Below are 13,375 nucleotides of genomic sequence, written 5' to 3'. Positions count from 1 at the left end.
ATTAGGCAGACATCACGCGCCTGAATGACGCAAACCCCCAACAAATCAGGCAAAAAACTCGTATTACCTCCCGATTTTTTTCAATCAATCCACAGTGAGAATCGACGGCGAAATTTGTATCCCAGATGGTGAATTCTGCCGTTGGGCATTGGGCTGAACGCGAACCAATCGAAAAATTTTCCCATTCAGAAAATGCGCCAACGATAGGCGCTAAAATTGTTTTTCCGTCTGGAGGTGACTCCAATTCAGGGGGAACAGCGGGCGACTCCGGATTGGGTTCAGGATTCGGCTCGGGTTGAGGCTGGTTTTCCGGTTGCAAATCCTGCCACGGCGAGGTCCATTCCGCCTGCGTTGGGCTGGGACGACCGACTGCGGCCGCTGCGTCTAAAACATTTTGCGCTGAAATCAGCGGATTCGCGCTGCTGATCGGGACCCCCTGATAATCCGGTTGGCTGGCTGCATCCAACAACAATGCGTTCAATGTATCGGCCAACTGCTGGGCGTTCAGCGCAGTTTTTTGCAACTGCTCCTGCTGTTCGGGCGTGATATCTGGTGCTGTCGGAGCTATCTCGGGAGAATAATTTTTGTTTTGCTGAACGCTGATAACCTCTGAAATATAGTCAGTTTTTAACGTGCCGGACGACTGCGGGTAGGAGAAACTATATCTGACCGTGTAGTCGGTGAGACCGCCAGAAACGCGGGTTGATAGAACGGAAAAATTAGAGCCGTAGGTGCATTTTGCGCCACTCGGGCAGTACAAAATTCCATTGTCGGCGCGATATTTATAGACCGCAGATACCAACGCCTCATGCTCGTCGCCAGAAAAATACGGCGACGTGCCGCCCTTGCCCGCTCCGCTAAAAAATTTTCGCCCATTGTCGATAGCGGCAAGCGTGGGTGCTGACGAAATCCCCGCATTGGGGTCGCTGCCAAAAATTTCGTCGCCAATTTTTAACAGCGAATCACCAATTAACGCCCAAGACGCGATGCCGCCAACTAGTTTCAGACGGGTAGCAGAACTCGCGGAAATTTTAGAAACCGATTTATTTATAGCAATTCTCGTCACATTGCTCATTGCGATGCGATCTGCCGCATAAACCGCCGAATTCGCCGCTCCCCGTGAAACGGCAGCCCGTAACGCGAATCTAACGTGTGGCACATTATGCGAACCAATGAGGATTCACGCAGGAACTGGCCGTTCCGTTGAGCAAACCATTCTCCCCGTATTCACAAACCCCTAACTAACGAAAGAAAAACCAGGCTGTATTAATTTCACGTAAAACTCTCTCAGCGCCTCTTTTCCTACCATAGAAGGCGTTTCTGCCGGCATACGGTACGCTTTGAAATCAGGTGCAAAACATGACACGAATGCCTCTATATCATGCTCATTGTAGGCATTAAACTGTGCAGCTACGACCAACTCCGGTGACATGGTTTCTCTCACTATGTGAAGTGTGCTGAAAAGCTCGCTCTCCAACATATCTATCTGTTCTGCATGCCGAAGTAGCGCTTGCCCTGTTGACGTCGCTCGGCAGGGATTGCCCCTTACGATCAGCACCTGGCCAAGCTGATCTTCTAACTGCTTGTACACCAGAGCGTATTCTCTGCCGTATCAGGGCCTTGAGGTAACGCGATATCAATCGATTGTGTTGCGATCGCCCTTGCCTTCTCTGCGTCATAGCCACGGGAATCCTGTAGATCCTGAGCATACTCAAGAATAAAACACTGGCGATACGCAACAAATGCACCAGCAGACATCTCTTTTAAGTTAACCATTTTCTCTCACTACAACATGACGGCTCGGATGTGCACGATTCCGTAACACGCAACACTACCGCGCAGAAACATTATGATGGGGTTTCAGATACCGTTCTGACCGAACGTTCGCGGGCGGAAGACGAACAGACGAAAGCCAGAACCACCATCACCAGAACTGGCAGCATGGCGATGCGTAACCCTGCAACCTCACCAAGAAAGCCCAGCGCAGGCGGACCGACGAGAAAAGCGAAGTAACCCAGCGTTGCGGCAATAGTGACGCGAACGGCGCTGTTTTCTCCGCTGCCTGCAGCGGAAATGGTGAGCGGGAACCCCAGCGATGCACCAATCCCCCAGAAGAGAACCGCAGCGGCGGCTAGCAGTGGTGCCTCAGAGAAAATGACCAGCCCCAGCCCCAGTGCTGCAGAAGCTGCGCTGAAACGGAGCATATTGACCTTACCGAAGCGATCAACAAAATACCCGCCAGCAAAGCGACCCAGGGTCATACCCGCAGTGAATCCGACATAAACTAGCGTCCCCGTCGTGTGGCCAAAGTTGTGACCATCGATCATCAGCAATGGTAGCCAATCGTTGGCTGCCCCCTCCGCCAACGCCATCGCAAGAATAACCACGCCGAGAATCAACAGACGACTGTCTTTAAGTTCGTTGATGACCTGAGTTTTGTAGCTCCCCTTTTCCTCTTGCTCCGCACTGGCCAGATCGCTCAACCATGGCATTTGGCGCATCAGAACAATGGCAATAAGTATCGACAGTGTCACGACGACGATAAAATGTAGCGTGGTATTCAGGCCGAAAGCCGTCATCACCATTCCTGTCAGTGCCCCGACTAGCGTTCCCAGGCTGAAAAAACCGTGCAGCATTGTCATCAGGCTTTTATTCAGGTGCTGCTCGAATGCCGCCCCTTCAATATTGATGGCGATATCAACCAGGCCAACACCTGCACCAAAAATCAATAACCCCATAAAGGCACCAGGTGTACTCTGAATCAAAAGTGAAACAGCAAGCGCGAGTAATCCAAGCAGAAGCAGCAGGAACCCACCGGCCATGGTTTTACGAATACCGAGAACGTTAATGACCTTTCCCGCACCCAATACGCCGAGTATGGATCCACACGAAAAACCGAATAGGATCATGCCCATCGTTTCTGTTGAGGCGTTTAGAACGTCACGCATCACAGGAGTTCGGGTCACCCAGGTTGCCCACGTAAAACCGGGGATGAACATCAGCCCAAACAGTGCAAATTTATTGATAGCGGGTTTTGTGGTCATAGATTGCGTTGTCTTTATTAAAATAATCTCGTACATATGTACGAAATACTATCGCACGAATAGGTACCGCTTTGCACCTGTTTAATTGCTTCTTTGTTTAATCGGGAAGAAACCTGAAGAGATCGCTCCAGGCGGGATCAGGATGTGAGTTTTATCACCGTATTGAGGATGTATTCTCGGCTAACCGCTTCACTATTGAGATAGTTATGGATCGTATACCCTTCAATTATGGCATCCAGTGAACATGCAGTAGCAATACTGAAATGGAGATGAAGCGATTTTCTACTGCGCGTCATCCATTCTTGCAATATTAACCGATATTCTTCTTTTCGCGATGCCAGAGCGTAAAGTTCAAAGCTTAATGTCAGGTGGCGCGGCGTCGCACAGATGTCGCCACAGATCAGGTCAACCACAGCTTCGCGAGCGCTGTCGATATCCTTTGCCTGCTTGAGGCGGACACTGAATGCATGTGAGATATCATCAACCATATAGACGAACGCGCTGTTCAACAATAATTCAATACTGCTGTAACGATAGGTCAGCGTCCCCGGCGACAATCCGGCCTGCTGCGCGATTTTTCGGTAGGTTGTTCCCCTCACGCCGTGAGCCAATATGACCTCCAGCGTGGCCTCAAGAATTCTGCTTTGTGTATCTTTGCCATCATAGGTTGCATCGTGTGATGGTGATGTCATCCCGTTTCCCCTTAGCTGATAATCTTGACTATCTAACCGTTATAACAAAAAAAACCGCCAGTGGGTGCGATTCCACTGGCGGCTTATGGTAAACGAAAAGCGGCTTAGCCTCTCAATTTACTGTGGTATTCACCTTTCAAGGTATTGATTTCTGCTAACACTGCTTTGGCTTCACTCACTTTTCCGGCATCAGCCAGAGCCTGTGCGCTGTCAACTTTTTGCAAAATCTTATCCAGACCTTCCACATAGGCTTTTCTGTCTGGGCCATCGGCAGGTTGTTTGGCGAAATCAGGCGGTACCTGCGTTTTAGCGTGCTCGACGTGCTCACGGAATGTGCTCAGCGCAGTTTTCAGCGCGGCGGCATCATCCGCTTTCGTCGCAGCGGTATAGCTTTTCTGCATACCGCGCATGTCTTCCGACGTGGTAGCGTTTGCCAAAACAGGTGTCAGCAAACTACCTGCCAACAGCACAGAAAAACAGATCTTGGTCATTTTATTCATCTTGAACTCTCGCTTGTGTTCCACAGCACGACATACTCAGAGAATCTGGCCTCCACAAGCCGGCCAGCCCAATATTGCTCTTGTTATATTGCGTCCTACGCCATGACCAGATTACATCGTAATGGCTATTCTGATTTTATGGTTATTACTATAAAGATGTTAAATTATTTTTAATCGTTTCGCTTTTTTTAATTGTATAAATGTAAAAAGGCTTGCCAGTACGACTCCGGTAAGCCTTTCTCTCAGCCCAATTTTTATCGCTAAAACAATTTTATCGCTGAAACAACGAACAACCTTCGTTCAGCCGCTCGCTCTTAATTCAACCGATAGTCCAGCGTGATGTCGGCTTTGAGCACTTTTGACACCGGGCAGCCTGCCTTCGCTTTTTGGATGATGCTATCGAACGTGGCGTCATCAATACCGGGCAGTTTCACCTTACTGTGCAACGCGATTTTGGTGATCGCGAACCCGCCGTCGACTTTATCCAGCGACACATCCGCCGTGGTATCAATCGATTCAGGCTTATGGCCTTCTTCACCTAACATCAGCGACAGCGCCATAGAGAAACAGGCCGCATGTGCCGCGCCAATCAACTCTTCCGGATTCGTGCCGGGCTTGCCTTCAAAACGGGTATTGAAGCCGTAAGGTTGCTGCTGTAACGCGCCGCTTTCCGTTGAGACGGTACCGTTCCCCTGTTTGATATTACCTTCCCAATGCGCTTGCCCTTTCTTGTGAATGGTCATGTTATCTCCTCTTCATCGTTATGGATTAGCCATTGGCCGCTATCCTGGATACGGCGAAATAACGTTATCGTCATACTCTTTAAACCGTAGAACACATTGGGAAGAAACCCAAATCGATTATTTCATTCGAATAATAATTTCACCGCAGAGAAATAAACCTGCTGATATATTCACTGCTTCATTATTTTAAGATAAAACTGATTTACCTATTTATACAAAATACAGATTATCGGCACGCCAGAGTGATTTTTTCAAAAAATGGATTTCCGCTCTGGCGCTTTTATTTTATTACTCACCTATGTTATTAATCTTGAATCATATTGGATGTGAAACATGAATAAAATAACTTCATTAGCCTTGTCTGCATTATGCATTATCCCCCTGATTAATACCGCTCATGCCCAGTGGGAACTGGGCGATATCTGTTACGGCTATGCCACCGCAACAGGCTCTGGTTATCAGGGCGGTGCCCTTTTACTGGACCCCATCCCGCAGAATATGGAGATTACGGCGTTAAACCGGAACCAGCTAGATTATCGTGGTGTGAAGGCGTCGCTCGCAGGAGCCTACCTGAAAGTGAATGGGCCCAAAGGCAGCACGGTGGTTTATGTTACCGATCTCTATCCTGAAGGTGGAAATTGCGCATTGGATTTATCGTTTAACGCCTTTGAGAAAATAGGCGATCTGCGGGACGGGAAAATTAATATTGACTGGACGCTGATTGAAGCGCCGGTAAATGGCAACGTTATTTATCGTATAAAGGAAGGTTCAAACCCTTATTGGGCTGCGGTGCAATTCAGAAATGTAAAATATCCAGTTATTGAGATGAAATATATGCGCAATAACCAGTGGATTGCCGCACAGAAAACCGATTACAACCACTTTATTGTTGAGCACGTTGGAATGAACGATATTCCGATTGAATTTACCGACGTAAAAGGCAACGTCCTCAGTGATACGCTGCCGCCGATGTCACAAAGCACCTCATCCGCTTACCTGATCACGGGCAACGTTCAACTGTAATTCTCACGGCCTTGAGGGAGGCTGGCATCCCGCCGCGTCCCTCATTTCAGTAAAACCGCCGTTCAGCAAAAATCACGGTGGAAAACGTATGTATTATTTTTGTCAGCGTTTTCATCACATTATCTGGTTCTTATCTGCCGCATGTGCGTACACGTTGTGTTTCCCACTTTTTCTATTGCTCAAATATTTGTTAGTTTTATCACTTCTTTAAGCGTTTGATTCGCCATCATTCGCACTACAGTATACCCTGTCGCAGATTACACTCTATTTTCTGCTTTAGGCATCATTACAAAAGGTCTCTTTTGCGTGGCAAAATTATTTTTACGTAGTGGAAGTTTGGATGATTTTCTGGCGCTGGGCGAGAACGGGCAGCCAGTTTACGCATCAGCACTTCAATTGCGGGAAACGTTACGTCTCAGAAAACAGCAGCAGATTGCCGATTGTCTGGCGATTCCCCAACCCAATGAACATGGCGATCGCATTGACTGGTATTCGCCAGTTGACGGTAAAGTCACCTCCTGGATTGCCGCGAGCGAAGAAGAACGAGAAAAAGCGCTGGCATTACTGGAAACCTATCAGGCCGCCGTAGCCGACATCAGCCAACGCGCGCAAAATGCAGAAAAGGCCGGTCAAAAACTTTTCGGGGTCCTGCTGGCAAAAGCGATACAGTTCCCAGGAGCGAACCACGTCTATCTGGTTAATGGCAAGCCGGTCTTAACCTTCTGGGGCTTCGTCAATCTCGATAAAAAATCCCGCCTTGATGCGCTGGACTGCCTGCGGCCTGTCATCAAAGACGTGGAGCCACTTTTTGTTGCACCCACCTCCGCAGCAAGTGCACCAACGCTGCCGCTGGTCGACCCCGTTCCCGAGCCGGAACCACAACTTGTCAGCCCACCGGAACCCGTCGAGCCAACGCCTGCGCCTGTCGCTGCGGCCGCTCCTGCTCGCCCGCCGTTCTTCCGTTTGTGGTGGCTGTTACCTGCCGCTGCGCTGTTAGCGATTCTGTCATTGCAGATACGCGGTTGTGTGTCTGGACAAGACGACAAGCCCGCATCCGATTTGGCTGCGACGGTCAAACCGGAAAAACGCGCCCTGCCGTCTTCTACGCCGGCTGAACCAGCGCCGCAGCAAGAAAGCGCACCCGTTCCGCCTGTCGTAGAAAAAGAAGCGGCAAAAGCGGTGGAACCAGCGCCTCCTGTTGCTGCTGCACCTGTAGCAGAAACGGTGAAACCAGAAGCCCCTGCGGCCACTGAACCGAAAGAGCCTGTAGCGCCGCCGGTTGAACCGGTTGTGGAGCAAGCGCCAGCAATTCCTGCGGGCAAAGATGATTTAGTGATGCCAGCCGACGCGGTGAAAATTGGTTCGATCAAGTTCCTGAACGGCAACTGGCGCGTCATTATTGATGGCAAAGCCCCCATTACTGGCAGACCGCCTAGCCTGCGTTACCAGATTCAAAATGGAAAAGGTACAGCGCGTATCACTCATGGTGACGGTGTCACGTGTCGCGCCAACATTGAGGCAGGATTAATGAGCTCCGGCAATCTGATCATCAACAGTCGTTCTGGCGCCCGTTGTTCCGATAATTCTCGTTTCCAAATGCCAGAGCTGGTCTGTAAACAAGGCGCTTCCGGCGCTGCGGCGGAATGTATCGGTCGCTATGACGAAAGCACCGTTTTCCCGATGACGATAAAGCGCGAGAGTAAATAATCATGCTGGCGACGATTACCGATTATAAACAACGCATTACGTTGATTCAGGACAGCGGGATTCAGTTTCTGGATTTTGCTTTAAAGCCGCAGATTTCGACTGAACAACCTAACAGTTATGTACGTAAAAGTGCCAATGGCCCTTTGCTGCACCTGCTTTACGATGCGCACACGGACAAATTTCTGCTGCCTTCTGCCACCGGGATGCCGCCGGAAGTGGTGAAGCCAGAGCTGAGCATTCCGCTTGAGCAATCGCTGAAGCTGCTGGAGAAAATCTGGCTGCCGCTGCCCTTCTTCCGCTTTAATCCGCCGCGCACCTTTATGGGCGGGCCGGATAACTGGGCGCGGATGCAGATTCTGGCGTTGGATACGCCCGATCAGGACGGCAACACGCACCGTATTTGTCTGGCATTCGATACCAAGACTTATCCGGAAGGCCACGAATACGAGTCGCTGGCGCCTAATGCCAATGACATCAAGACCGGCGGGAGTTTCGCGCTGGCTTATCACAGCGATGAGCTTGGTGAATTCCTTGATGAAACCTGGGTCGACGGCTGGTTGCGTGAAGTCTTTACTCAGCGGGTTAAAGCGTTGGAAAACCGTGATAGTCACGATGTAAAAGTGGCGCTCAGGGGATTTGAGTACCAGGCACATTACCTGAATGTGTTGGATATGCTGGGTAATCAGCTAGAAATACCGGAAATCCGCATCAATACCAGCACGTTGCAGGAACCGGCGGTCAACGTTGACCTGATTTTGGATGTCGGTAACTCACATACCTGCGGCATTCTGGTTGAGGATCATGCAGACGAAAGCAACGGCCTGAAACAGACCTATGAGCTGCAATTACGCGATCTGAGTGAGCCACACTATCTGTACAACGAACTGTTCGAGAGCCGCGTTGAATTTTCACAGGCGAAGTTCGGCAAAGAAAACTTCTCCGTAGAAAGCGGCCGTGATGATGCTTTCATCTGGCCGTCGATCACCCGTGTTGGGCGTGAAGCCAGCCACATGGCGCTGCTGCGTCAGGGAACGGAAGGATCGAGCGGTATTTCCAGCCCGCGCCGCTACCTGTGGGATGAAGAAAGCTATGCGCCAGGCTGGCGTTTCAGCCAGACGGACGCACATTCGCAGACCGAACCGTTAGCGACAGCCATGCCGTTGACCATCATGCTGAATGATGAAGGGCAGCCGCTCTACAATCAGCCGCTGGAAGAGCGCCTACCGGTGTTTTCGCCGCACTATAGCCGCAGTTCGATCATGACATTCATGCTCTCCGAACTGCTGGCACAGGCGCTTATGCAGATGAATAGCGCCGCACAGCGGTTGAAGATGATCCACAGCACCGCACCGCGCCAACTGCGCAATATCATTCTGACGTTGCCTTCCGCGATGCCGAAACCCGAGCGGGAAATTTTCCGCCGCCGGATGCATGAAGCGATCGCGCTGGTCTGGAAAGCAATGGACTGGCACCCGATGGATGAGGATTTCACCACGCCAGCCGACAAGCAGCAGAGCCGGGTTCCGGTGCCTGACGTGCAAATCGAATGGGATGAAGCCACCTGCGGACAAATGGTTTACCTGTATAACGAAGCTCAGGTGAATTTTGGCGGCCGAGCGGAAGATTTCTTCGCCAGTATGGCGCGCCCAGATAAGGAACTCGACGAGGGGGAACCCGCAGGCAAAACGTTGCGCATTGCCTCAATCGACATCGGCGGCGGCACCACCGACCTCGCGATTACCCAATATCTGCTCGATGACGGCGTCGGCAACAACGTTAAAATCATTCCTCGCCTGCTGTTCCGCGAAGGCTTTAAGGTCGCCGGCGACGATATTCTGCTGGACGTCATTCAGCTCTATATCCTCCCTGCGCTACAGGCCGCGCTGAAAACCGCGGGAATGGCCAGCCCAGATGCGCTGATGGCGAAACTGTTCGGCAATGAAGGCCGGATGGACGCACAGCTTACGCTACGCCAGCAGGTAACGTTGCAGGTCTTCATTCCGATTGGCCGCGCGATTCTGGAAGCCTATGAGCGCTTTGATCCGCTGGATACCAGCGCTGAAATTGAATCCACTTTCGGTGAATTGTTGGAACAGGCGCCGACAGAAAAAGTGCTCGAATACATCAATACGGAAGTGCAGCGTGAACTGCCGGTTAGCGATAGTGTGTTCGATATCTTGCAGGTGCCGCTCATCCTCAAACTGAGCAAGCTGCACGGCGAATTCCTGTCTAACAAAATGAACATCACGCAGAACCTGCGCCTGATGTCTGAAGTGGTGTCGCTGTATTCGTGCGATGTATTACTGCTGACTGGCCGCCCTTCGCGCTTCCCAGGGATTCAGGCGCTGTTCCGCCACCTGCAACCGCTGCCGATTAACCGGATGCTGTCTCTCGATGGGTATCACACTAATGACTGGTATCCGTTTAACAAACGTGGGCGCATTGATAACCCGAAATCCACTGCGGCCGTCGGCGCAATGCTGTGCCTGCTGGCGCTCGATCTGCGCCTGCCAGGCTTTTACTTTAAGGTCGGTGATTTCCAGCCGTATTCCACCGTGCGTTACCTCGGCATGATGGACAGCAACAATGCGCTGACGTTGGATAACGTGTATTACAGCGATATCGATCTGGATGCGCCGGATTTCGTGCTTGATCCGCAACATAGATTCCAGGTACGCGGTTCACTCTGCCTCGGTTTCCGCCAGTTGGACAACGAGCGCTGGCCCGCCTCTTCACTCTACATGCTCTCGATTGTCGATCAGGATTTAGCCCGTAAGGTCGTCGGCGACAGTAAATTGCGCGTCCGGCTAGCCGTGACGAAGAGTGACGATCAAGACAGCCCCGAGCGCTTTGAGATTGCCGATGCGGTGCTGGAAGACGGCACTCGCGTTCCACCACAGCATTTACGACTCAAATTGAACACATTATCCGCTAACGGCTCAGGTGCGACCCATTATTGGATCGATAGTGGGAGTGTATTTAAAAAATGAAACGATTAACGCCCAAACAGCTTTCTGCCCGGCTCCACGGGCAGCTACAGGCCGTCGCGCAAGGTGTTGAACAGGCCATCGACTGGGTTGAGACCACACGCCAGAATGCTCCGCGTCTGGATATCGAAGCCGATCGTCTGATCGTCAAACTGCGCCGTAATCACAATAAAGCGCAGCATCTGTCCGATGTGGCGCAGAAAGAGATTGCCATCGGCTTTTTTGGCCTGTCTCAGGCGGGAAAATCCTATCTGATCGCGTCGCTGGCCGGGGGGGAAGACGGCAAGCTGGAAACCTCGTTTGAAGGGCTACAGCTGGATTTTATCGATCATATTAATCCGTCTGACCGGGCAACCGCGCTTGTCACGCGCTTTAGTCGACAGTCAGGCGTAAAGAACAAAGCCTTTCCCGTTCAGTTGCAACTCCTTAGCGAACTGGATATCGGCAAGATCATGGCCAACGCGTTTTTAAACGATCTCAATCATGAGACAACGTTTGAAGAGCTGGATGAGCGCCATATTGCCGAACACATTAAAACGCTGCTGATGCACCGTCAGCCAGAACCCGTTGAAGGGATGAGCCGCGATGAAGTGGTCGAACTGTGGGACTATCTCGCACGGCACGATGTTAAACGGCAAAAACAACTGGAAGCGCACTTCTGGCCCGTGGCGATTGAGTTAGCGCCTTATCTCACCGTTGACGATCGTGCCCAGCTCTTCTCTGTGCTGTGGGGCGAATTGAGTTCGTTGACCGCCGCGTATCGTCATTTCAGCCACACGCTGCAACACCTGTCTGGCACACGTAAGCTGTTAGTGCCGCTACGGACACTGGTGGATGATGAGTTAAATCCGGCTGACGGCCTGATCGACGGTTCGGCGCTGGAACGGTTGCACAGTACCGACGACCCCAGCGTGCTGGTGCGACCGATTCAAAACGGCCGCGCTGGGAAAACGACGGAGCTTTCGCTGGCAGAGTTAACGATGCTGACAGCCGAGCTGCTTATTCCGTTACATTCACCGCCAAAAGAAGCGCTGTTTGAGCAGGTTGATGTGCTGGATTTCCCCGGCTTCGGTGAGATCCGCGAAACGCGGGACGAGCCACCAGCAAGACGCCAAAGCACAGCGCATCCACTGGCGCACACGCTATTGCGGGCAAAACGCGCCTATCTGCTGGAGCGCTATACCGACAATCAGGAAATGAACGTCCTGATGGTATGCAGCGCCGCGGGCAATCGTGGTGACGTTAAAGTGGTCGGCAAGGCGCTGGATCACTGGGTTAAACAGACTCAGGGCGAAAATGCACAGGTACGCAGCCACCGTAAACCGGGGTTGATTTGGGCGGTGACCCGTCACGATCGCCGTATTACGCACGGACAAAACTACGATGCCGCGGTACAGCGTTATGTGGGTAATCCGGGCGATGCCTGGGGTACTATGCTGGCGATGGACAAACGCGGCGTCGCGCGGATGGCAACGTGGCTGGGCGCGGAAGTCCACCGGGATGTCAAACTGGGGCGCATCAGCGAACAGCTTAACGAACTGCAACGTGAACTCAGCGATAACCTGCTGGGCAACTGGTATCTGCCCGTTGATGTTGACGACCCAGCGGAAAAACAGCGCATCGCAGAAACCTTGCTCAAGTCGCTCCAGACCCGTACCGGCGTACATGGCGAACTGCTGGAGCGGCTGCTGCCTTCGCGTGATGAACTGCGTCGACTCTATTTGCAACAGCAAGGGGCGAACTATGGCGGTTTCCACGCTGATGCCGAAGATCTCTCTGCCCCGCTAGCCAATAGCGATCCGTTTGGCGTCGGGATCGAAATCGATCTGTTTGCCGATGAACCGATCGCGCTCGACCAGCCTGCAATGCCGGTTTTGACCGTCGATCATGGTTATGAGGCCGACTACGCGCACGGCGTTTATCGCTTCTGGATTAACCACTTACGCAGTCTGCCAGAAAATGCCCCGCTTCTCGATCTGCTGAATGTGCCGAAAGCGACGATCGAAATGCTGGTCGAGGAATTGATTACCGGCAGCATCCGTTTGCGGATCGAAGAAGCGCTGGTCGATATGCTGGTTGATGGTGAGCAGTTGGGCATCAACCGCGAGAATAAAGCCGACCGTCAGGTTTCACGCGTGCTGACGATTCTCGGTGACTTTGTCGCCTGGCTCGGCTTCCAGCAGCTTGATGAATCCCTGCGTCCTGCCAGCCGCATCAATCGCGGTCATAAAATTTTCGCCAAACCCGAAAAACAGGCGGTCAGCTTCGGCGCTTCTCAGCGCTTAACCAAACTGTCGCTGACGCCTACCAACAATACGGCGTTCTATATCTATGACTGGCTGGTTGGCTTGAATGAGATGATTATCCAAAATGCGGGCTACTCCGCTGCTCGAGAAGTCAGTGCGCAGCAGCGCGAACAGTTGGGCACGATTTTGGCGTTGATTAAACCCGCAGAGAAGTAATTTTTACCCTAGCGCTGTCAATAGAGGAAACGTGGCGTGACGTTGTCACTAATTTTGCGCCATGCTTTCCCTCTAAATATGTTTCCCCTCTTAGCCACCCCCTAAAATCTTATTTGACGAACGGTAGATTCAATCTATACCTAAGTTGATATCTTTCAATCAATAAGCACGACTATCCCTTTGGTTGTTCGCCATTTTCCCGGCGTGAAAATTGGCA

The 13,375-nt window shown here is 51.7% G+C and carries 10 protein-coding genes and 1 pseudogene; 4 read left to right on the top strand and 7 right to left on the bottom strand.

Annotated elements, in window-relative coordinates:
• Window position 1: 1 nt before the first annotated feature.
• From O1Q74_RS09800 to O1Q74_RS09770, 7 genes and pseudogenes are all read right to left on the bottom strand, one after another.
• The gene (locus O1Q74_RS09800) at window positions 2–1,075 is read right to left on the bottom strand and encodes a hypothetical protein (protein WP_271878441.1); all 1,074 of its coding nucleotides are present in this window, start codon (window positions 1,073–1,075) and stop codon (window positions 2–4) included.
• 198 nt (window positions 1,076–1,273) lie between these two features.
• Window positions 1,274–1,432, bottom strand: a pseudogene (locus O1Q74_RS09795) (nuclear transport factor 2 family protein); the annotation flags it as partial.
• A gap of 143 nt (window positions 1,433–1,575) precedes the next feature.
• Entirely contained in the window at window positions 1,576–1,776 is a 201-nt protein-coding gene (locus tag O1Q74_RS09790; RefSeq protein ID WP_271878439.1) for a hypothetical protein, read from the bottom strand.
• Between the two features lie 71 nt (window positions 1,777–1,847).
• A complete protein-coding gene (locus O1Q74_RS09785; protein ID WP_271878435.1) occupies window positions 1,848–3,044 on the bottom strand; it encodes an MFS transporter in 1,197 nt (398 codons plus the stop codon).
• Window positions 3,045–3,181: 137 nt separating this feature from the next.
• Window positions 3,182–3,736 carry a TetR/AcrR family transcriptional regulator gene (locus tag O1Q74_RS09780; RefSeq protein WP_271878432.1) on the bottom strand — a complete coding sequence of 185 codons (555 nt, stop codon included), beginning with the start codon at window positions 3,734–3,736 and terminating at the stop codon, window positions 3,182–3,184.
• A 104-nt stretch (window positions 3,737–3,840) separates the two neighbouring features.
• Complete coding sequence (locus O1Q74_RS09775) at window positions 3,841–4,236, bottom strand: cytochrome b562 (RefSeq protein WP_271878429.1); 396 nt, start codon at window positions 4,234–4,236, stop codon at window positions 3,841–3,843.
• 314 nt (window positions 4,237–4,550) lie between these two features.
• The gene (locus O1Q74_RS09770) at window positions 4,551–4,979 is read right to left on the bottom strand and encodes an OsmC family protein (RefSeq protein WP_271878426.1); all 429 of its coding nucleotides are present in this window, start codon (window positions 4,977–4,979) and stop codon (window positions 4,551–4,553) included.
• Between the two features lie 333 nt (window positions 4,980–5,312).
• Between O1Q74_RS09770 and O1Q74_RS09765 the strand changes: the two genes are divergently transcribed.
• The 4 genes from O1Q74_RS09765 (at window position 5,313) to O1Q74_RS09750 (ending at window position 13,158) form a co-directional block, all read left to right on the top strand.
• Window positions 5,313–6,002, top strand: a complete 690-nt coding sequence (locus tag O1Q74_RS09765) for an expansin EXLX1 family cellulose-binding protein (RefSeq protein ID WP_271878423.1) — start codon at window positions 5,313–5,315, stop codon at window positions 6,000–6,002.
• 306 nt (window positions 6,003–6,308) lie between these two features.
• Complete coding sequence (locus O1Q74_RS09760; protein WP_271878420.1) at window positions 6,309–7,709, top strand: SrfA family protein; 1,401 nt, start codon at window positions 6,309–6,311, stop codon at window positions 7,707–7,709.
• Window positions 7,710–7,711: 2 nt separating this feature from the next.
• A complete protein-coding gene (locus O1Q74_RS09755; RefSeq protein WP_271878417.1) occupies window positions 7,712–10,699 on the top strand; it encodes a virulence factor SrfB in 2,988 nt (995 codons plus the stop codon).
• On the top strand, window positions 10,696–13,158 hold the full coding sequence (locus O1Q74_RS09750; protein WP_271878414.1) for a putative virulence factor: 2,463 nt from the start codon (window positions 10,696–10,698) through the stop codon (window positions 13,156–13,158). Before O1Q74_RS09755 ends, O1Q74_RS09750 begins: the two co-directional genes overlap by 4 nt.
• The last annotated feature ends 217 nt before the right edge of the window (window positions 13,159–13,375 follow it).

The sequence above is a fragment of the Pectobacterium sp. A5351 genome (assembly GCF_028335745.1).
GTDB lineage: Bacteria > Pseudomonadota > Gammaproteobacteria > Enterobacterales > Enterobacteriaceae > Pectobacterium.
This window is presented reverse-complemented; position numbering and strand designations above follow the sequence as displayed.